This is a genomic window from Pollutimonas harenae, from assembly GCF_004153685.1.
GTDB classification, from domain to species: Bacteria; Pseudomonadota; Gammaproteobacteria; order Burkholderiales; family Burkholderiaceae_B; genus Pusillimonas_C; species Pusillimonas_C harenae.
The window spans coordinates 612540-631215 of sequence record NZ_SDQD01000001.1; the positions used below are offsets into that span (position 1 = coordinate 612540).

General features: G+C 56.8%; 20 protein-coding genes. 4 read left to right on the top strand and 16 right to left on the bottom strand.

Going from position 1 to position 18676, the window contains the following annotated elements; genetic code table 11:
* Positions 1 to 32: 32 nt before the first annotated feature.
* The 7 genes from ERD84_RS02855 to ERD84_RS02880 all read right to left on the bottom strand — a co-directional run bounded on the left by ERD84_RS02855 (position 33) and on the right by ERD84_RS02880 (position 5982).
* Entirely contained in the window at positions 33 to 725 is a 693-nt protein-coding gene (locus ERD84_RS02855; RefSeq protein ID WP_130038075.1) for a DUF502 domain-containing protein, read from the bottom strand.
* Between the two features lie 20 nt (positions 726 to 745).
* Complete coding sequence (locus ERD84_RS02860) at positions 746 to 1057, bottom strand: FmdB family zinc ribbon protein (protein ID WP_130038077.1); 312 nt, start codon at positions 1055 to 1057, stop codon at positions 746 to 748.
* 175 nt (positions 1058 to 1232) lie between these two features.
* Positions 1233 to 2510: a putative Na+/H+ antiporter gene (locus tag ERD84_RS02865; protein WP_130038079.1), complete on the bottom strand. Its 1278-nt coding sequence runs from the start codon at positions 2508 to 2510 to the stop codon at positions 1233 to 1235.
* A gap of 19 nt (positions 2511 to 2529) precedes the next feature.
* Positions 2530 to 3486: a 4-hydroxybenzoate octaprenyltransferase gene (gene ubiA / locus ERD84_RS02870; RefSeq protein ID WP_130038081.1), complete on the bottom strand. Its 957-nt coding sequence runs from the start codon at positions 3484 to 3486 to the stop codon at positions 2530 to 2532.
* Positions 3487 to 4683, bottom strand: a complete 1197-nt coding sequence (locus ERD84_RS02875; protein ID WP_130038083.1) for an aminotransferase-like domain-containing protein — start codon at positions 4681 to 4683, stop codon at positions 3487 to 3489.
* 116 nt (positions 4684 to 4799) lie between these two features.
* Positions 4800 to 4922: a hypothetical protein gene (locus ERD84_RS16075; protein WP_257215206.1), complete on the bottom strand. Its 123-nt coding sequence runs from the start codon at positions 4920 to 4922 to the stop codon at positions 4800 to 4802.
* Between the two features lie 28 nt (positions 4923 to 4950).
* Positions 4951 to 5982, bottom strand: coding sequence for an aromatic ring-hydroxylating dioxygenase subunit alpha (locus ERD84_RS02880; RefSeq protein ID WP_130038085.1), 1032 nt, complete (start codon positions 5980 to 5982; stop codon positions 4951 to 4953).
* 264 nt (positions 5983 to 6246) lie between these two features.
* Between ERD84_RS02880 and ERD84_RS02885 the strand changes: the two genes are divergently transcribed.
* Positions 6247 to 6858, top strand: coding sequence for a 2OG-Fe(II) oxygenase (locus ERD84_RS02885; RefSeq protein ID WP_130038087.1), 612 nt, complete (start codon positions 6247 to 6249; stop codon positions 6856 to 6858).
* 13 nt (positions 6859 to 6871) lie between these two features.
* Here the strand turns inward: ERD84_RS02885 and cuyB are convergent, their stop codons facing one another.
* The 6 genes from cuyB to cuyA are packed head-to-tail and all read right to left on the bottom strand — an operon-like array spanning position 6872 to position 11779.
* Positions 6872 to 7594, bottom strand: coding sequence for a cysteate racemase (gene cuyB / locus ERD84_RS02890; protein WP_130038088.1), 723 nt, complete (start codon positions 7592 to 7594; stop codon positions 6872 to 6874).
* Between the two features lie 40 nt (positions 7595 to 7634).
* Positions 7635 to 8369 carry an amino acid ABC transporter ATP-binding protein gene (locus tag ERD84_RS02895; RefSeq protein ID WP_130038090.1) on the bottom strand — a complete coding sequence of 245 codons (735 nt, stop codon included), beginning with the start codon at positions 8367 to 8369 and terminating at the stop codon, positions 7635 to 7637.
* A 26-nt stretch (positions 8370 to 8395) separates the two neighbouring features.
* Positions 8396 to 9085: an amino acid ABC transporter permease gene (locus ERD84_RS02900; protein WP_130038092.1), complete on the bottom strand. Its 690-nt coding sequence runs from the start codon at positions 9083 to 9085 to the stop codon at positions 8396 to 8398.
* Positions 9082 to 9837 carry an amino acid ABC transporter permease gene (locus tag ERD84_RS02905; RefSeq protein ID WP_130038094.1) on the bottom strand — a complete coding sequence of 252 codons (756 nt, stop codon included), beginning with the start codon at positions 9835 to 9837 and terminating at the stop codon, positions 9082 to 9084. The genes ERD84_RS02900 and ERD84_RS02905 overlap by 4 nt, the downstream gene beginning before the upstream one ends.
* 13 nt (positions 9838 to 9850) lie before the next feature.
* A complete protein-coding gene (locus ERD84_RS02910; RefSeq protein WP_130038096.1) occupies positions 9851 to 10753 on the bottom strand; it encodes an amino acid ABC transporter substrate-binding protein in 903 nt (300 codons plus the stop codon).
* A 27-nt stretch (positions 10754 to 10780) separates the two neighbouring features.
* Positions 10781 to 11779, bottom strand: coding sequence for a D-cysteate sulfo-lyase (cuyA, locus tag ERD84_RS02915; protein WP_130038099.1), 999 nt, complete (start codon positions 11777 to 11779; stop codon positions 10781 to 10783).
* Between the two features lie 145 nt (positions 11780 to 11924).
* Here cuyA and ERD84_RS02920 point away from each other — a divergent pair, with 145 nt between their 5' ends.
* Positions 11925 to 12830, top strand: coding sequence for a LysR substrate-binding domain-containing protein (locus ERD84_RS02920; RefSeq protein ID WP_130038101.1), 906 nt, complete (start codon positions 11925 to 11927; stop codon positions 12828 to 12830).
* A gap of 101 nt (positions 12831 to 12931) precedes the next feature.
* Positions 12932 to 14554, top strand: coding sequence for an MFS transporter (locus ERD84_RS02925; protein ID WP_130038103.1), 1623 nt, complete (start codon positions 12932 to 12934; stop codon positions 14552 to 14554).
* A 57-nt stretch (positions 14555 to 14611) separates the two neighbouring features.
* Here ERD84_RS02925 and kce read toward each other — a convergent pair whose 3' ends face one another.
* Positions 14612 to 15544: a 3,5-dioxohexanoate:acetyl-CoA acetone transferase gene (gene kce, locus ERD84_RS02930; RefSeq protein ID WP_130038105.1), complete on the bottom strand. Its 933-nt coding sequence runs from the start codon at positions 15542 to 15544 to the stop codon at positions 14612 to 14614.
* A 56-nt stretch (positions 15545 to 15600) separates the two neighbouring features.
* Entirely contained in the window at positions 15601 to 16383 is a 783-nt protein-coding gene (locus tag ERD84_RS02935; protein ID WP_130038107.1) for an SDR family oxidoreductase, read from the bottom strand.
* 135 nt (positions 16384 to 16518) lie between these two features.
* Between ERD84_RS02935 and ERD84_RS02940 the strand changes: the two genes are divergently transcribed.
* Positions 16519 to 17238 carry a GntR family transcriptional regulator gene (locus ERD84_RS02940; protein WP_130038109.1) on the top strand — a complete coding sequence of 240 codons (720 nt, stop codon included), beginning with the start codon at positions 16519 to 16521 and terminating at the stop codon, positions 17236 to 17238.
* A 39-nt stretch (positions 17239 to 17277) separates the two neighbouring features.
* Here the strand turns inward: ERD84_RS02940 and lpdA are convergent, their stop codons facing one another.
* Positions 17278 to 18669 carry a dihydrolipoyl dehydrogenase gene (lpdA, locus tag ERD84_RS02945; RefSeq protein WP_130038111.1) on the bottom strand — a complete coding sequence of 464 codons (1392 nt, stop codon included), beginning with the start codon at positions 18667 to 18669 and terminating at the stop codon, positions 17278 to 17280.
* Positions 18670 to 18676: the final 7 nt, after the last annotated feature.

The window sequence follows — 18676 nt, forward strand, 5'->3', positions numbered from 1 at the left end:
TTACTCCGTATAGAAAAATCTGTAAATAAAATTCAATTGTGGCCGTTCTGGCGGCCCTTGGCTTCTTCAGCCTGATCTATGTGCTGCGCGGCGTCAATCACAGACTCCGCTTCGTGTCCGGCCTGCAGCCCTTTGACAGTTGCGGGCGCCACCACGCCCATGGACACAATATACTTGAGCGCCGCATCGACCGTCATGTCGAGAACCTTGACGTCGTGGCGCGGCATCATCAGGAAAAAACCTGATGTTGGATTGGGCGTAGTAGGCACATAGACACTGACATAATCACCACCCAGTTTTTCGGCAACCTCTCCGCCGGGAGCACCAGTCAGGAATGCAATCGTCCATGCACCAAGCCGGGGATACTGAACCAGGACGGCTTCGCGAAAGGCCTGGCCGTCGGGCGCCAGGACGGTATCGCTGACTTGCTTGACCGAATTATAAATCGAGCGGACCAGCGGTATACGGCCCAGCAATTGTTCCCACCGGTCAACCAGGGCCTGTCCGATGAAATTGGCAGCAAACATTCCCGTCAAGAGCACCACAAGCAATACCAGCACAACCTGAAAGCCCGGGATTTGCAGGCCAAACAAAGATTGCGACGACAGAAATGTCGGTACAAAGCTTTCCAGCGTGCTGATCAGGAGTGCAATTACCCAGACAGTAATGACCAGGGGAACCCAGACCAGCAGACCGGTAACGAAGTATCGCTTGAAAAAACGCATGCAGCGCTCTGCTTAGTCGATCAGGTCGCTGGTGCGCTACCGGCAGCCGGCGCGGCAGGTGTAGCGGCAGAAGCCTTGTTGCCTGTATCGCTGGCTGTGCCGGAAGCGCCACCGCCAGCGGCAGGTGCGGCAGACTTGGAAGCACCGCCGCCATTACGAAAATCGGTTACATACCATCCGGAACCCTTAAGCTGAAAACCAGCCGCAGTAACCTGTTTTTCGTAAGCACTGGCGTTGCATTCTGGGCAGACGGTCAGGACAGGATCGGACATCTTCTGCAGGACATCCTGGGCGTGGCCGCAGGCGCTGCACTTGTAAGCATAAATAGGCACGAGAACACCTAAGCAAATAAAACCAAGGGATAGGCGCGGCCCGATGTGCAAGAAACGAAAAACGGACGGCGCCAGCCAAACCTGTCAATTTTAGCCGGTTTTGGCCTGCGCTGCGGTCTGCACCGCCTTGTAGTGACGATCCGCCAAAGGGCGGCGCAAATCGGGCGCCGATCCTTTAGAACGATTTGGGCAGTTGGAACATGAATGCCGACACTAATGTGGGAATAATTGCCGCTGCCAGCAACTTCAGTGGAGAAATCGCACCATCGGGGAAGCTACCTTTGAGAATGGAAAAGCCAGCCGGATTAGGTGCATTGGCAATGACCGTCAGGCCACCGCCTGTTACGGCGCCGGCAACCAGCATGTAACGCCACTGCTCGCTGGTGCCCTCGACCAACGAGCCCAGATAAGTCAGGGCGGCATTGTCGGTCACGGCCGTCAGGGCAGTCGCCCCCCAGTACAGCACCGTTGGCGAAAGGCCCGCCAGCAAGTCTTGCAGCCACCATTTTTGCAGCCCGCCCAGCACCACCAGGCCAGCCAGGAAGAAGCCCACCATCAGCCCCTCCCGAATGAGCAAGGGATTCTGATGACGCTTGTAAGCATGCGCATATCCGATGAACAGCATCATGAAGCCCAGGAAAATAATGGGATGATGCGCCGACAGCACAACGCCGACCAGAAAGATCGTATGAATGGCAATGACCACCCACGGCACCGCCGGGCGTACCGACGCATCGTCGTCCTGGCTGCGGCCTATGCTGCCGTCCAGCAAATAAGTGCGGCAAAGGAAGGTCAGAACAGCTGCATTGATGCACACGGCCGCCACCGCACGCCAGCCAAAGTGCGTGGCCATGTAGGCCGTGTCCCAATTAAAGGTTTGCGCCACCATCAGTACCGGAGGGGCGGCATAGGCGGTGAGCACCCCACCGATAGATATATTAACGAACAGCACGCCCAGCGTCATGTACTTGAAGCCGTCCTGGCCCGGACGATTGAAATAGGCATCACGCAGCAGCAGGGCCGCCAGCGTCATGGCTGCGGGTTCAGTAATGAAGGATCCAGCCAATGGCACAAAAGACATGATCACAAAGAACATGGCCAGCTCATTACGCAGTGGCAACATGCGGGCAATCAGTCGTATTGCCATATTGACCAGCTCAAGAATGGGCCTGCTGGCCGCCACCACCATAATCACAAACACAAAGGCGGGTTCAGTGAAGTTACGGGTGTCGATATAAGTAACGGCATCGTCAACCCCGGTAAACAAGGCCATGCAAACCAGCAACACGCAGGCCCAGACGCCGAATACTGCCTCGACCTCGGACAACAAATGCCACAAGCCTGCATGAGGCCCGCCTTTATTGGCCAGGCGCGCAAACACCGGCACCGAAAATGTGTGCACAATGGCAATCGCGAACAAAGCGGTTGCCAGATATTCCATGAAGCTGGTCATGCCCGACCCTTTTTATTGATTAAATTGGCACAAACTGCCGCAACACTGTCCCCGCCAGCGTCGCCACCACAAGCAAAACACCCACCGCCATATTGGCGCGGAACAGCATGAAGTTGCGGTCAGGCCTGGCCAGGCTGAACACACACATCTGCCAAAAGAAATGTGCTGCGATAGCGGCAATGACGACATAATACGGCCAATCCATATCCATGGCCGCACCACCATACGCCCAGAGAGCAATGGTAACGATATAAAAACCGCTGATCCAGATCTTTCCCTTGTCGGCGAAACGCAAGGCGGTGGAACGCAGGCCGAGCTTGATATCGTCACGCACGTCTACATAGGCATAGATGGAATCATAACCAACCTGCCACAGCACCGCCCCCAGCCACATCGCGATAGCCCCCGGCGGTACGATATTTTGCGTATCGGACCAGGCCATCAGCATACCCCAATTGAAGCCTATACCCAGCACCACTTGCGGCCAATAAGTAAAGCGCTTGCACAGAGGATACACAATGACGATCGGTACCAATGCCACCGCCAGCCAACGGCTGTATTCATTCAGGGCCAGCAATAGCAAGGCGCACACGGCCAATTGCGCCAACACAAACCATAAGGCGTTCTTCAGACTGAGTTGGCCGCTGGTCAGGGGCCGGAAACGGGTACGTTCGACTTTCTGGTCTATATCGCGATCGAAGATGTCATTGAAGCAGCAGCCTATGCCGCGCATCAACAAGGCCCCGAGCGAAAAGATGAAAAGCCGGAATAACGTCGGCCAGCCGTCAGCGGCCTGCACCAGGGCAGCCAGGCAAGGCAGCAAGGTCAGCCAGGTACCCACCGGCCTGTCGAGCCGACATAGGCGCGCATAAGGCCCCCATGAAGGGGGCAGCCAGTGCGCCACCCAGTCATCTGGACGCATGTCGGCCAGGTCGGGCGTTCCCGGCGCTTTATCGGGAAAGGACCGACCCGACATTCAGCTTTCCTTGATGAGTTTGCCGAGTATGGCAATCCCTTCGCGGATTTTTTCTTCAGATACTGTCACAAAGCTCAGACGCAGGGTGTTGGCTTGGGGATTGGGGCCTGCATAGAACGGCGCACCCGGCACAAAAGCAACATTGCGTTCAATGGCGCGCGCCAGCAACTGGCTGCCGTCGATATGGGCCGGCAAGTTCACCCAAATGAACATGCCGCCTTCAGGCCGCGTCCAGCTGACGGTATCAGGGAAATGCTGGTCCATGGCGTCGAGCATGTAGCCACATTGCTCTTTGTATAGATCGCGCACCTTGGGCAGATGCGTGGCAAGAAAGCCATCTTTGACGACTTCGTAAACCGCCATCTGCGTCAGCGTGGCTGTATGAAGATCGGTGGCCTGTTTGATCTGGACGAGTTTGGAAACAATGGGTTTGGGCGCAACGATATAGCCCAGACGCAGGCCCGGGGCCAGCACCTTGGAGAAGGTGCCCAGACGAATGACTGTTGCGCCGGCTTTGCGGCCCAGGCCCAGCAAACCAGGCTGAGCCTGCCCGGCATAGCGCAGTTCGCCATAAGGATCGTCTTCGATAATGGGGACTTGCAGGGCCGCGCATCGCTCGACCAGCGCCTGGCGCCGTTCCAGGCTAAGCGTCAGGCCAGTGGGATTCTGGAAATTGGGCAAGGCATAGATAAAACGAGCGCCCGCGGCCCGTTCGGCTGTCAGCGCCTCGGGAATCAGCCCGCCCTCATCGGTAGGCACTGCCACATAATTAGGCTCGAACAACGAAAAAGACTGCAGCGCACCCAGGTAGCTGGGAGCCTCGACCAGCACATTGCTGCCTGGATCGATAAACAGTTTGCCCAGCATGTCTAGCGCCTGCTGCGAGCCCGAGACGATCAGAACCTCGTCGGGCGTCACGTTGGCGCCATCTTTGCTCAGGTCTTCAGCCACCCAGGCGCGCAAAGGCGCGTAGCCTTCGGTGGGCCCGTATTGCAACGCCGACATGCCGCTGTTTTGCAAAACACGGTCGAAGGCCTTGTTGATGACTTCGACTGGAAACCCTTTGGGGGAAGGCAGGCCGCCCGCGAAAGAAATGATCTCGGGACGTTCGGTAACTTTCAGAATCTCGCGGATGGTGGAGCTGGTAAGTTTCTGGGCGCGCTGTGAAAAAGTATAGGGAAGGCTGTACGAATCCATGATTCTGAAAATGTCCGGTAAAGAGCAAAAAGAAATAACCTTATAGATTACCGCAATTGACGTCAAGCCACCAATATATGCGGCCGGCGGGGCGCCACGGCCCAACCGAAACGGGCTCAGTCTTGTTTGTTGCGGCGGCTGTCACGCTTAACCTGACGTATCAGCCACCAGAACAATGAGAACGAGCAGGCAAGCCCTACCACAAAGATCCCCACCACTATCCATTCACCCGTTGTCATGACTGCGGTCCTTTAATAGCGTTGTTGCTCACGCCGTTTGCACGGCCATTTGTTCAGCCTGAATCAGCGCCTGCATTTTCTGGCGAAAACGCAAGGGGCCGGCATCTTGCGGCAGATTCATTTTGGATGGGTTCCTGGCCATTCCGGCATGAACGGCTTCCAGCACGACACGGTCTTCCTCAAAAGCACCACGCACATCTTCGGCAAACTGACTGGACACCGTATCATCGTCGGGACTGAAATTACGCAATTGGAACCAGAAATACCGGGTGGTGTTCTCGTCGACCGGCGTCAGGAAGTTATAGGAGTCCATCAGGAACACGTCGGGGTGGAAGGGCTCGGAGTCGGACGCCGTACCGGCTGGGGTGAAGATGGCCTTGATCACCGCATGAGCCGGCACACGCACCTCATAATGCTGTTTGCGATCACAACGTCCATCGAATTTGACGAACTTGGCGTAAAAGGGAGCCACTTCAACATTACGCATCCAGCGTGATACCAATACCCCGTTATCGTTGACCTGAGTTTTCAGGGATTCGCCAATAATGGATGCGTTGCCAAATGAAGTCTGGTGCACCCACGATACATGCGAAGGATCGAGCAAATTATCGGTCAGGTACAGGTAATTGCAATGAACCAGCATGGCATCCCCCTGGTTTACCCCCCAGGCTGGGTCGCCCCAGTGCTCAACATCGATGATGTCGGCGGGGTTGGCACGGGCCGGATCACCCATCCAGATCCAGACGAGTCCATAACGCTCGGCCACGGGGTAGCTGCGCACCACGGCCGCCTTGGGCGGCCGCCCCATGCCCGGCGCGTGTGTACAGGCGCCAGAGCAGTCAAAAACCAGGCCATGATAGCCACACTCGACCTCATCCCCCTTCAACCTGCCCATGGACAACGGCAGCTTGCGGTGCGGACAAGCATCTTCGAGTGCCACCACACCACCATCTTGTGCCCGGTACAGCACGATGTCTTCGCCCAACACCTTGATGGCGTGCAAATGGCGGCCCAGCTCATGATCAGTAGCCGCCACATACCAGGCGTTCTTCAGAAACATGAATACTCCTTAGCAATACTTGATTTGTCACAAGAGAGGTCATCATGAACCGCGGCGTTTGTTTACCGCCGGCCTTGTTCAGAGCTTCCCCAGGCAAATGATAATTCATCCGCGGTGGCGTCCGGGGCGAAAGAATTGTATGGCGTGGACGAGCGCAGGTGTTTTATAATTTTACCCCCTCCTTTTTAGCGCTGTTATTGACAGCGCACCGCCGGAAAATCAACAGAATGGGATCATTGCACCGTTTTATTTTTGTGGTGCGCCATGGCGTCCACTGAGCCTCTTATTGACGTCCTGGCAGACCAGGGATGGGTCGTTTGCGATACGGCAATCAATGCATCGCTACGACACAATCTATACACACAGGCTGTTACAGCCTGGACTACCGGCACCTTCCAGCCGGCCGGCATAGGTCGCGGTAACACGCATGCCGTGAATACCGCTGTACGGGGCGACGCCATCTGCTGGCTAGAGCCCTCCCAAGCCGTACAAGCCAGTAGTCACTTCCTGTCGTGGACGACCACGCTGCAACAAGAACTGAACCGGCTGCTCTATACCGGATTGAATAGCGCGGAGTTTCATTTCGCACGCTACCCTTCTGGCCAAGGCTATACCAAACATCTTGACCAGCATAAAGATCAGCGCCACCGCAAGATATCATTGGTGCTGTATTTGAATCCTGGCTGGACCAGAGCCGATGGCGGCGAGTTATGCCTATATGCCGCACAAGATGAAAATCAGGAAATCCAGCGCATCCTGCCCCAGCCAGGCCGCCTGGTGCTATTTCGCAGCGACCTGTTTCCTCATGAGGTATTACCTTGCACTCAGACACGCTGGAGTCTGACCGGCTGGTTTCGCACTGATATGGCCAAGTAATTTCGTTGCTGGATCAGGCATCGCGATACCAGTCCAGGGCCGCCAAGGCCAGGGCATCGATAGAGTCGATGACCGCCACGCCCATCGATGGCCGTATCTGGGCAGGCACGGCCAGGGGCAGCTCAGTGCAACCCAGCACCACGGCATCCACGCCTTGCTGGCGCAACAGTTGCACGCTATGCACGGCGGGCTCCTGTGCGGCGTCGACTTGATTGACCTTGACCAGCCTGATCGCTTCGGCGCAATAGCGTAGCAAGTCGCTTTGCGGCAGCAACACGCATTGGTAGCCCTGTGCTTCAAGCTCATGCTGATAAAGGCCCGAGTTCAGCGTAGGGACGGTACCCAACAAGCCTATGCGACCGCCCATGATGCCATGGCGCCGCAAATCGGCAACCACCGAGCGAACGATATGCAGCACAGGCAACGACGTACTCGCGGCCAGTTTGTCGTACCACAAATGAGCAGTATTGCAGGGAATCGCAATGACGCCAGCGCCCGCCCGCTCTATATGGCGGACACCATTCAACATCCAGGGAAAAGGGTCGGCGCCCGTACCCGCATGACCTGCCGGGCGATCTGGTATGCGTGGATCGCTCCAGAGCATGGCCGGCACATGGTGCTGATCGCTGGCCGCGTCAGTCAGGGCAGTAAGGCGAACCATAAAGACAGCACTGGCCATAGGCCCCATGCCACCCAACACTCCAAGGAAACGGCCGGCAAATTCACTATCAGGCATGGCTGGGACTTATCGATGCGGTACGAAAAAATAAAAAGGTTCAGTGATGCAGGATCTTGGACAGAAAATGCTGCGCGCGCTCTGAGCGGGCCTCCATATTGCCGAAGAACTCTTCATTGCTGCAATCTTCGACAATTTTTCCGGCGTCCATGAATACAACACGGTCGGCCACTTTGCGGGCAAACCCCATTTCGTGGGTAACCACCATCATGGTCATGCCTTCGCGGGCCAGGTCTACCATGACGTCAAGCACCTCATTGACCATTTCAGGGTCGAGTGCCGACGTGGGTTCGTCGAACAGCATGGCTATGGGATCCATGGCCAGGGCGCGGGCAATCGCCACGCGCTGCTGCTGACCACCCGATAACTGGCCGGGGAATTTATCTTGGTGCGCTCTCAGGCCGACGCGATCGAGCAGACTTCCGGCTCGCTCCCTGGCTTCTTCTGTGCTGCGTCCCAATACTTTTACCTGGGCAAGCTCGAGGTTTTGATTCACCGACAAATGGGGAAAGAGTTCGAAGCTCTGGAAAACCATGCCTATGCGCGCACGCAACTTGGGCAGATTGGTACCAGCTGCGCCCACTGAGACGCCGTCCACGAAGATTTCGCCTTTCTGGAAAGGCTCGAGTCCGTTAACCGTCTTGATCAGGGTGGACTTGCCAGACCCGGATGGGCCGCACACCACGACGACTTCGCCGCTGGCCACCTGTGTACTGCAGTCGTCCAGCACCTGGGTGCTTCCGTACCACTTGCTGATGTGCTTGATATCTATCATTCAGTCTCCCGCTGTTTCATGGCTTGTTATCGAACTATGCTGGTGCGCTGGCGCAGATGGCGCACCAGCAAGGAAGCAGCATAGCTCATGATGAAGTAGACCAAGGCCACAAACATATACATTTCAATCAGGCGGCCATCACGCTGCGCCACCTTCACCGCGGCACCCAGAAAGTCGGTCAGCGACAGCACATACACCAGGGACGTATCTTGAAAAAGGACGATGGTTTGTGTCAGCAATATAGGGGTCATATTACGGAACGCCTGTGGCAAAACCACCTTGCCCATCACCTGCCAGTAGGTCAGGCCCAGCGCATAGCCGGCCGAATGCTGGCCGCGCGGGACTGACTGAATACCTGCTCGCATGATTTCGCAAAAATAAGCAGCCTCGAACAGGGTGAACGTGACCAATGCCGAGGTGAATCCACCCACTGCCACCGGTCGGGAAGCCCCGGTCAGCCAAGCGCCTATATAAGGCACCAGGAAATAAAACCAGAAAATAACCAGTATCAACGGTAGGGCGCGCAGCAAATTTACATATGTTCCTGCGGCCCAGGCCAGCGGCTTGATGCCGGACAAGCGGCACATGGCCAGCAAGGTACCCAGGATCAGTCCGCCCAGCGCCGACATAATGGTCAATTTAAGCGTAAACACCATGCCATCGCGGAACAAATACACCCATGAGCGCTGGATGACATCGAAATCAAATTCGCTCATGAGGTCACCTTTTCTGCCTTGACCGGACCAATGAAACCCGGCACGGCCAAGCGTCGCTCAAGTAGTCGCATACCGCTTACAACAACCAGGTTCAGGATCAGATAGAACAGCGTGGCCAACGCAAACGTTTCGAAGACCTGAAAGCTGAACTCCTGCATGGACCGGGCCGCGCCGACCAGTTCGAACAAGCCTATGGTGAAAGCTACCGATGTGTTTTTGATCAGGTTGAGCAGTTCAGAAGTAAGCGGCGGCAGGATGATGCGAAACGAGCTGGGCAAGAGTACGTAGCGGTACACTTGCGCCGGCTCCAGCCCCAAAGCCGTCGCAGCCATGCGCTGCCCGACAGGCAGCGACTCGATCCCGGCCCTGACCTGCTCAGCTACACGCGACGAGGTATAAAACCCCAGGCACAACACCGCCGGTATAAATATGCCCCACGGCGGCGCGATCTGTTTGATGGCATCACCCAGGCTGCGCGGCACCAACTCGGGCATGACGAAATACCACAGGAACATCTGCACCAGCAGCGGCACATTGCGCAACAGCTCTACATAGGCCGTGCCCAGGCGCCGCGCCCAGGGCATGCTGGTTGTGCGCGCCACACCAACCAGGGTACCCATGCTCAGAGCGAGTATCCAGGACAGTGTGGCTGTTCCTATGGTCCAGGCCAGGCCCTCGAGCAGCGTCTGCAAATACGTGATGCCGCCCGGAGCCTCGTCAAAAAAAACCAGCCAGTTCCAGTTGTAATTCATGCGGGTTTTTTATTTACTTATACACGTCTGGATCAGGCGAATCGGTAGGATTGGCCATGGCTTTCTTGAGCTGTTCGCTGATGGGCCAGTTCAAGTTCACATTTTTTGGAGGAATGGGCGATTCAAACCATTTCTTGTACAGCTCGGCTAGTGAACCATCTTTCATCATGCCGATAATGGTGTCATCAACCACTTTCTTGAACTCAGGATCATCCTTGGGTTCCATGATGGCATAAGGCTCTACGGTGTAGGCGTCCTTGCTGATCATCCATTCGCTGGGGTCGCGTGAGGTGGCCACCAGCCCAGCCAGCAAGATGTCGTCCATAAAGAAGGCAGCCGCACGACCATTGTTGACTGTCAGCAAGGCTTCGGCGTGATCTTTAGCGGGAATGATGTTCATGCCCAGCTTTTGCTTCTCGTTGGCACCGGTGGCCCAGCGTATATTGCTGGTGCCCGCCGTAGACACCACAGTCTTGCCTTTCAGATCGTCAAGGTTATTGATATTTGACGATTTCTTGGCCACGAACCGGGTGGCGGTCACGAACGTGGTGGGGGCAAAGGTAACCTGAGCCTGGCGCGCTTTGGTGTTGGTGGACGAGCCGCAATTCAAATCTACGGTGCCGTTGGCCAGCAGAGGAATGCGGGTAGATGATGTAACCGGCACCATCTTCACATTGATCTTGTCCATGCCTAGTTTCTCTTTTACGGCCTCGACAATGTTTTTGCAGATATCCATGGAATAACCTATGGGCTGCTGCTTATCGTCAAGATAGGAAAAAGGAATGGAGGAATCGCGATGACCCAGGGCGATTTCGCCGGTGGATTTGATTTTTTCAAGCCGGCCGTCGGCATAAACCGGTGCGGTTGCAACCACGGCCAGGGCGGTAAACAAGGTTGTAATAGTCGTTTTTTTCATAGTTTTGTCTCCGTGTATCTTGTAGATCTAGAAAAGCTGGCGGTATCCGTATAGGCCAACCGCACCGCCAGTATGTACAAACACCACGTTTTCATTTTTCTTGAAGTGCCCTGAGCGGATCAGTGCAATCAAGCCGGCCATACCTTTGCCTGAATAGACCGGATCCAGCAAAATTGCTTCGAGCTCTGCCGTCAGGCGTACAGCTTCGATCATGCTATCGGTGGGTATGCCATAGCCATCGCCGACATAGTCGGAATTGGCCACCACATCGGCACGCTCGACCGACGATGTCGGCAAGCCCATGTAGTCTACCGTAGCCTGCACCAATTTCCAGACATTTTCTTCTTGCTTGTCTTTGGGTGCACGCACACTCACACCATATACGGGTATGCCACTATTGCTGCTGCGCAAGCCCACCACCAGCCCCGCTTGGGTACCGGTACTACCCGTGGCGTGCACGACGTGATCTATGCGCAAACCAGTTTCAAAAGACTGATTCAACAATTCCTGCGCGCAGCCTACGTAGCCCAATGCCCCGACGGGATTGGAGCCGCCACCCGGTATGACATAAGGCTTGTGCCCCGCACTGCGCAGTTCAGCGGCCAGTTTTTCCATTTCCTGCTGCATGTCGGTGCCAGCCGGGTAACGACCGACAATTTCGCCGCCCAGCAGGCGATCAAGCAGTACGTTGCCCGAGTGCTCGTATTCGTCAGTGGCTTCGGTGACGCGCTGCTCAAGCAAAATCTTGCACTGCAAGCCAACCTTCGCTGCTGCCGCTACGGTTTGGCGTGCATGATTCGATTGCACAGCACCTTGCGTAATCAGGGTGTCGGCGCCCTGCTCCAGCGCCTGAGCCACCAAAAACTCAAGCTTGCGCGTTTTATTACCGCCGGTAGCAAGGCCAGTGCAATCATCCCGCTTGATATACAGATTCGGACCACCCAGATGCTTGGTCAAGTTGGGCATGAACTCGAGCGGAGTGGGAAAGTGACCGAGACGAATACGAGGATAGGCGCCGAGATGCATTGCATGTCTCCATAATAAAGTTTGCCTGGCTATTACTGAATCGTACTGACAGCTTCGTGTTTTGCCTAATACTATATTTTTAGAGTCTTATGCTATTTTTGCATAATGCAAGATACGCTTGGCGGAGCAGAACGGGAGAGTGAGAATGAAACTGGCCTGGATAGAAGACTTGCTGACATTGGTGGATGCGGGTACGTTTTCGCGGGCGGCTGTCTTGCGCAATGTGACACAGCCAGCCTTTTCGCGCCGCATTCAGCTGCTGGAAGCCTGGCTCGATGTAGAGCTGATAGATCGACGCAGCCAGCCCATGCGCTTGTCGGCCATAGCAGAGCGGCATATCCCCGAGTTTCGCGCATTGCTTCACGATCTGAGCCAGTTGCGCGCCCGCATGCAAACCGAGACCCACGGCACCGCACGTATTGTGCTGGTCACTCAGCACTCCCTGACCATGACCCAGCTGCCCGCTTTGCTCAAGCTCATTGCGCAGCACCCCGCCTCCCAACTGGAATTCAATGTGCGCTCTGAAAACAGGGACGAGTGCGTCACTCTGTTCATGCGCAAGCAAGCCGATCTCCTGCTCTGCATGGAAGAGCACGACGAACTCTTGCTGGACTGGATGCCGGATGCGGGCCGCATGTGTCTTGGCACCGAAACCTTCATTCCAGTCAGCGCCAGGACCGCTGACAATGCCCCCATGCACTACCCGAAGCAGGGCACCACACTCAAGCTGCTGGCCTACCCCCCTGACAGCTTCCTGGGTCGCATCATGCACAAACATGGCGTGGGCGCATTGCTCACGCGCCAGCATGTGGAAGTCGTCCATGAATCCGTCTTCCTGGCCGGCATCAAGGAAATGGTCATGGCCGGCCTGGGCATGGCCTGGCTGCCCGAAGGCCTGGTACAACGCGAGCTCGAGTCCGGCAGCCTTATTGTGGTGCGTAACGGACTGAAGCACGTGAAGCTTGACCTGGGCTTATACCGTGGCGCTCACGCTACCTACCCGGCCGCGATAGATCGTCTGTGGAGCCTGTTGCACACCCGGCCAGCCTGATACAAAGCCCATGTCTGCCGGCCACGTTTTGCTGGGCTTGCGATTTAAACGGCATAATAGAGGCCTTCAAAGCAAGCGCGCCTGACTCATCCAATAACAACATGAGCACTTCACCTTTAGCTCCCTTGCAGCACGCCAACTTCCGCGCCCTCTGGACAGCCACACTGGCGTCCAACCTGGGCGGGTTGGTGCAAATCGTGGGTGCCGGCTGGATGATGACCAGCATTTCGGCCTCGGCCGACATGGTGGCCCTGGTGCAGGCCGCCACCACGCTGCCCATCATGATTTTTTCGCTCGCGGCAGGTGCTTTGGCCGACAACTTCAACCGCCGCAACATCATGCTGGTGGCACAAACACTAATGATGGTCGTGTCAGCCGCCTTGGCCATTTTCGCCTTTGCCGGGCTGATCACACCCTGGCTGCTGCTGTTCTTTACTTTTCTTATCGGCTGCGGCACTGCTTTGCACAACCCTTCCTGGCAGGCATCCATGGGTGACCTGGTCCCGCGTGAAGAGTTATCGGGTGCCATCACACTGAACAGCATGAGCTATAACCTCATGCGCAGCATCGGGCCGGCGGTGGGCGGCATCATTGTTGCCGTGGCCGGCGCGGCCTTCGCCTTTGCCGTAAACGCCGTCAGCTATTTTGCCCTGATCAGGGCATTGGCTCGCTGGAAGCCCGAACGAACCCCCAATCCGCTACCGCGCGAATCCTTTGGCAGCGCCATGTCGGCCGGACTGCGTTACATCGCCCTGTCGCCCAATTTGCTCAAGGTCATGTTCCGCAGCTTTATTTTCGGCCTGACAGCAGTATCTGTGCTGGCCTTGCTGCCGCTCGTCACCCGCGACCTGGTCACCGGTGGCGCTTTTTCCTACGGCATCATTCTGGGCTGTTTTGGTGCGGGTGCCATAGGCGGTGCCCTGTTGAATGCACGGGTACGCGAACGATGGGCCAACGAAACCATCGTCCGGGGCACCTTTCTGGTGTTTGCACTGAGTCTTGTTGCCATGGCTTTCAGCCGCCAGTTGTGGCTAAGCTGCCTGGCTGTATTGCCCGCTGGTGCATGCTGGGTCATGACGCTGTCATTGTTCAACGTCACCGTACAGTTATCCACACCGCGCTGGGTAGTGGGACGAGCCCTGGCGCTGTATCAAACAGCCACCTTTGGCGGCATGGCGGTTGGCAGCTGGATTTGGGGTATCGCAGCCGAAGCACAAGGAACCGACAATGCGCTGATTCTGGCCGGTGCAGTCATGGTGTTTGGCGCGGCCATAGGTTTGCGCTTTGTATTGCCCGAGTTTGGCAAGCTCAGCCTTGACCCGCTCGACACCTTCCACGAACCTGCCCTGCAGCTGGATTTGCGTTCGCGCAGCGGTCCCATCATGATCATGGTCGACTATGAAATCGCTCAGCAAGATGTCAACACCTTCCTGAGCCTCATGTCGCAACGCAGGCGTATACGCCTGCGTGATGGCGCGCGTCAGTGGTCGTTGCTGCGCGATCTGGAAAATCCGCGCATATGGTCTGAAACCTATCACGTTCCCACCTGGGTGGAATACGTCAGGCATCATCAGCGCCGCACACAGGCCGATGGCGAAGTATTCAGCCAGTTGCTGGCCCTGCACCGCGGCAACAAGCCGCCACACGTGCACCGCATGATAGAACGCCAGACGGTACCGGTACGCGACGACACCCCCTTGAAAACACACACAGAGATTCCATAGGAAGCCTGTACAAGGTAGCGGGCAAACCCAAAGGCTTGGCCCGCCTGCCCCAGGAGATCAGAACTCCAGCTTGTCGCTGCCTTTCAGTTGCAAGGTGGCGCGGGCCTCGTCAGGCGTGGCCACTTCCAGGTTCAGTGCTTCGATGACGGTGCGTATCTGGCTGACCTGCTGGCCGTTCGACGACGCCAGCTGGCCGGGACCTATCCAGAGCGAGTCCTCGAGACCGACACGCACGTTCGAGCCCATAGCCGCACCCATGGTGGCCAAGGGGATCTGATTGCGGCCGGCGCCCAGAATCGACCACTGGTAATTATCGCCGAACAGACGGTCAGCCGTACGACGCATATGCATCAGGTCTTCGGGGTTGGGGCCTATACCGCCCAGGATGCCAAATACCGACTGAATGAAAGGTGGGCTTTGCACCAGCCCCCTATCCATGAAATGAGCCAGGTTGTAGAGGTGGCTGATGTCGTAGCACTCGAACTCGAAACGTGTCCCGTTGTCGGTGCCCCGGCGCAGAATGGTTTCAATATCTTTGTAGGTGTTCTTGAAAATCAGGTCGCGGCTGTTTTCCAGATGTTCGCGTTCCCATTCGTGTTCAAAGTTCTTGAAACGCTCGAGCATGGGGAACAGGCCGAAGTTCATGGACCCCATGTTCAAAGAGGCCAGCTCGGGCTTGAAAGTCATGACCGGACGCATGCGCTCTTCGACAGTCATGTGCGGACTACCGCCGGTGGTGATGTTGATGACGGCATCGGTATGTTCGCGGATTTTCGACAGGAATGGGCGGAAAAGCTCAGGGTCTTGCGAAGGCTTGCCGTTTTGCGGATCGCGAGCGTGCAGGTGCAAAATCGCCGCGCCGGCTTTGGCTGCGGCAATGGCCTGATCGGCGATCTGTTCGGCCGTGACCGGCAGGTGCTTGGACATGCTTGGTGTATGAATGGCGCCAGTGACAGCGCAGGTAATAATGACTTTCTTCTTGCTTGCCATGATATTTACTATTCCAAGTTGATTGACGTGCGCCGCCGCAATGGCAGCTGGTGTTCTTAAATCAGGGCCTGGGTGTGGCCATCCACAGCCAGAGCTTGCCCGGTCACATTGCCTGCCGCGCCACTGGCCGAGAATAAGGCCATATTGGCAATATCTCGGGCCGTGACCAGGCGGCCCAGGGCCGCCTGCTGATCGTGCCTGCGTTCGATTTCTTCAAGCGGGATGCCCAGCGTTTTGGCCTTGGCAGCCATTACTGCGCGAATTCTGGGCCCTTCGACAGCACCCGGCAAAATAGCATTGACCCTGACCCCAAACTTGCCCAATTCAAGAGCCAGCGATTTGGTGAACCCGACCACCGCCCACTTGGACGCCGAGTAAGCGCTGCGACCGGCAAAACCCAGGTGGCCCGCTGCAGAGGAAAGATTGATCATGACCCCGGCTTCGGACTGCTTGAGCAGATCGACCGCCAGACGGGCGCACAAAAACTGACCGGTAATATTGACAGCCAGGGTGCGGTCCCAATCGGCCTTGCTGAGTGTTTCGACATAGCCTGTAGGGCCAGCGATACCGGCGTTGTTGATCAGGACATCGAGCCCTCCCAGCACTTGCCTGGTTTGCTCGAACAATGCCGCCACACTGTCTTCGTCGGCAACATCGGCCACCGTGGCATGCAGGCCCGGGCATTCCTTTTTGGCGGCATCAAGCAGCGTCTGGTTAAGATCACACACCAGCACCTGACAACCGGCAGCGGTAAATACCTTGGCCATCTCGAGCCCCAGGCCGCTGGCACCAGCGGTAATCAGGACTTTCTTGCCTTTCATACTAATATCTTCAAACATACCTGGCCTTTAACACGTGCTCGCCACATAGGAAAAATGGCGATTTTGGTTTCACTGAACTATGGCTATACTAGCGCAACTGTGATCACAGTTTACAGCTAGTACTAACCCTAGGATCGAGCGAATAATCTATTCATGTCTACCACGCCCCTGACCTCCGCCCCACGCGGCAAGACACTCAGCGGACATGCCCTGAGCCAGCTCAAAGAACTGCTGCTCAGCGGCCAAGTCATGCCCGGCCAGCTTTTATCCCTGCGCACCACGGCCGAAGCCATGGGCATCAGCGTCATGCCGGTGCGGGAAGCAGTGGCCCAACTGGTCGGCGAACAAGCTCTGGAAGTCACACCCAACCGCTCCGTACGCGTACCAATATTGAGCGCTGAGCAATATACAGAGGTCACGAATATACGCCTCGAGCTTGAAGGCTATGCCGTCCAGCAGGCTGCCCTGATTGCGCCCACCTCGCTTATCGCACGCCTGCGCAAACTGAATGCCCGGCTTGCCCGCGAAATGGAGGCCACCAATCCGGATAGCGCTGCCGTCGTCATGTTGAACAAGGCACTGCATTTCCAGGTGTACGAAAACGCCAACATGCCTTTGCTCTTGCGCATGATAGAAAGCCTATGGCTACGCATAGGCCCCATACTCAACTACGACATTCACGCCGGCTCGGAGCGCACCGTCAAGAAAACGGCTTACGAGCATCACATCCGGCTGATCGATGCCCTTGAAAGCCGCGATGCCGAGGCTGCCAGGGCAGCCTTGCAAAGCGACATCAAAAGCGCCTATCAGCACATTCTGGAGAAGCAGTATGCGCAAGACGGCGAGGCCCGGCGAGCGGGGCATGGCAGCTGAATGCACTCTGTCACTCCACGCCAACCAACCTCATCGCGCTCAGTAATGCAGGCCCCGCCCATAGGCTGACAGCACTGCTTCGTGCATGGCTTCAGACTGGGTCGGATGCGGGAAGATCGACTGCATCAACTCTGCTTCAGTAGTTTCGAGCTCGGTAGCCACTACGTAGCCCTGGATCATCTCGGTGACCTCGTCGCCCACCATATGGGCGCCAAGCAGCTCGCCACTGTCCGCATCGAAAACAACTTTCACGAAACCATCGGTTGCCCCCAAGGCAATAGCCTTGCCATTAGCCGAGAAAGGAAACTTGCCCACGCGGACCGGACGCCCCGCATCGCGGGCCTGCTGCTCGGTCAGACCAACATGAGCCACCTGCGGATGACTATAGGTGCAGGCCGGGACCCGGTTGGCAGCGATAGGCTCAGGTGTCAGTCCGGCAATTTTTTCTATGCAGATCATCGCTTCGTGCGAGGCCTTGTGGGCCAGCCACGGGGCACCTGCCACATCACCAATGGCATACACACCTGACTCACCCGTTGCGCCGTAGCTGTCTGTGACGATATGACTATTCTCGACCTTGACAGCTGTGCCTTCCAGACCCAGCCCTTCTACATTGCCCACAATGCCGGCGGCCACCAGAATGACCTCGACATCGAGTTCTTTGTCACCCGGCCCACCGAGTTTGATTTTCCAGCCGCCTGCGTACTTGCGCTGACCGGTAATACCGCAACCCAGATGGAGCGTCATGCCCTGTTTGCGCAACGACTGTCCAACGTACTCAGATACTTCAGCATCTTCCAGCGGCAAGACACGGTCTGCCATCTCGACGACATGTACCTGTACGCCCAGTGCATGATAGAAACTGGCGAACTCAATGCCAATGGCCCCTGCACCCACTACCAGCATGCTTTTGGGCAGGCGGGGCGGGGTCAGGGCCTCGCGGTAATACCATACGCTATCGGGATTCGCATCCAGCCCCGGCAACGTGCGGGCACGCGCACCTGTCGCCAGCACGATATGCTTGGCGGCAATCAGGGTTTCGGTATCTTTGCTCGTGACAGCCAGTCGCTCCTTGCCCGCCAGACGGGCCTGCCCATTGATGACGGTGATGCCGTTTTTCTTCATCAATTGGCCCACCCCGCGCTGCAGTTGTGTCGCCACTTTGCGCGAACGGGCCACAATGGCCTGCAGATCGGGCTCGGGCTCGGCTGCCTTGATGCCGAACTGAACGGCCTGGCGCATCAGGCGCAAAACATCAGCCGAGCGCAGCATCGCCTTGGTGGGAATGCAACCCCAGTTCAGGCATATGCCACCCAGCTCGGATTTCTCGACGATGGCGGTACGCAGGCCAAGCTGGGCAGCGCGAATAGCCGCCACATAGCCCCCGGGCCCGGCACCCACCACTACGACATCAAAATTTTCTGCTTTCATGCGACGT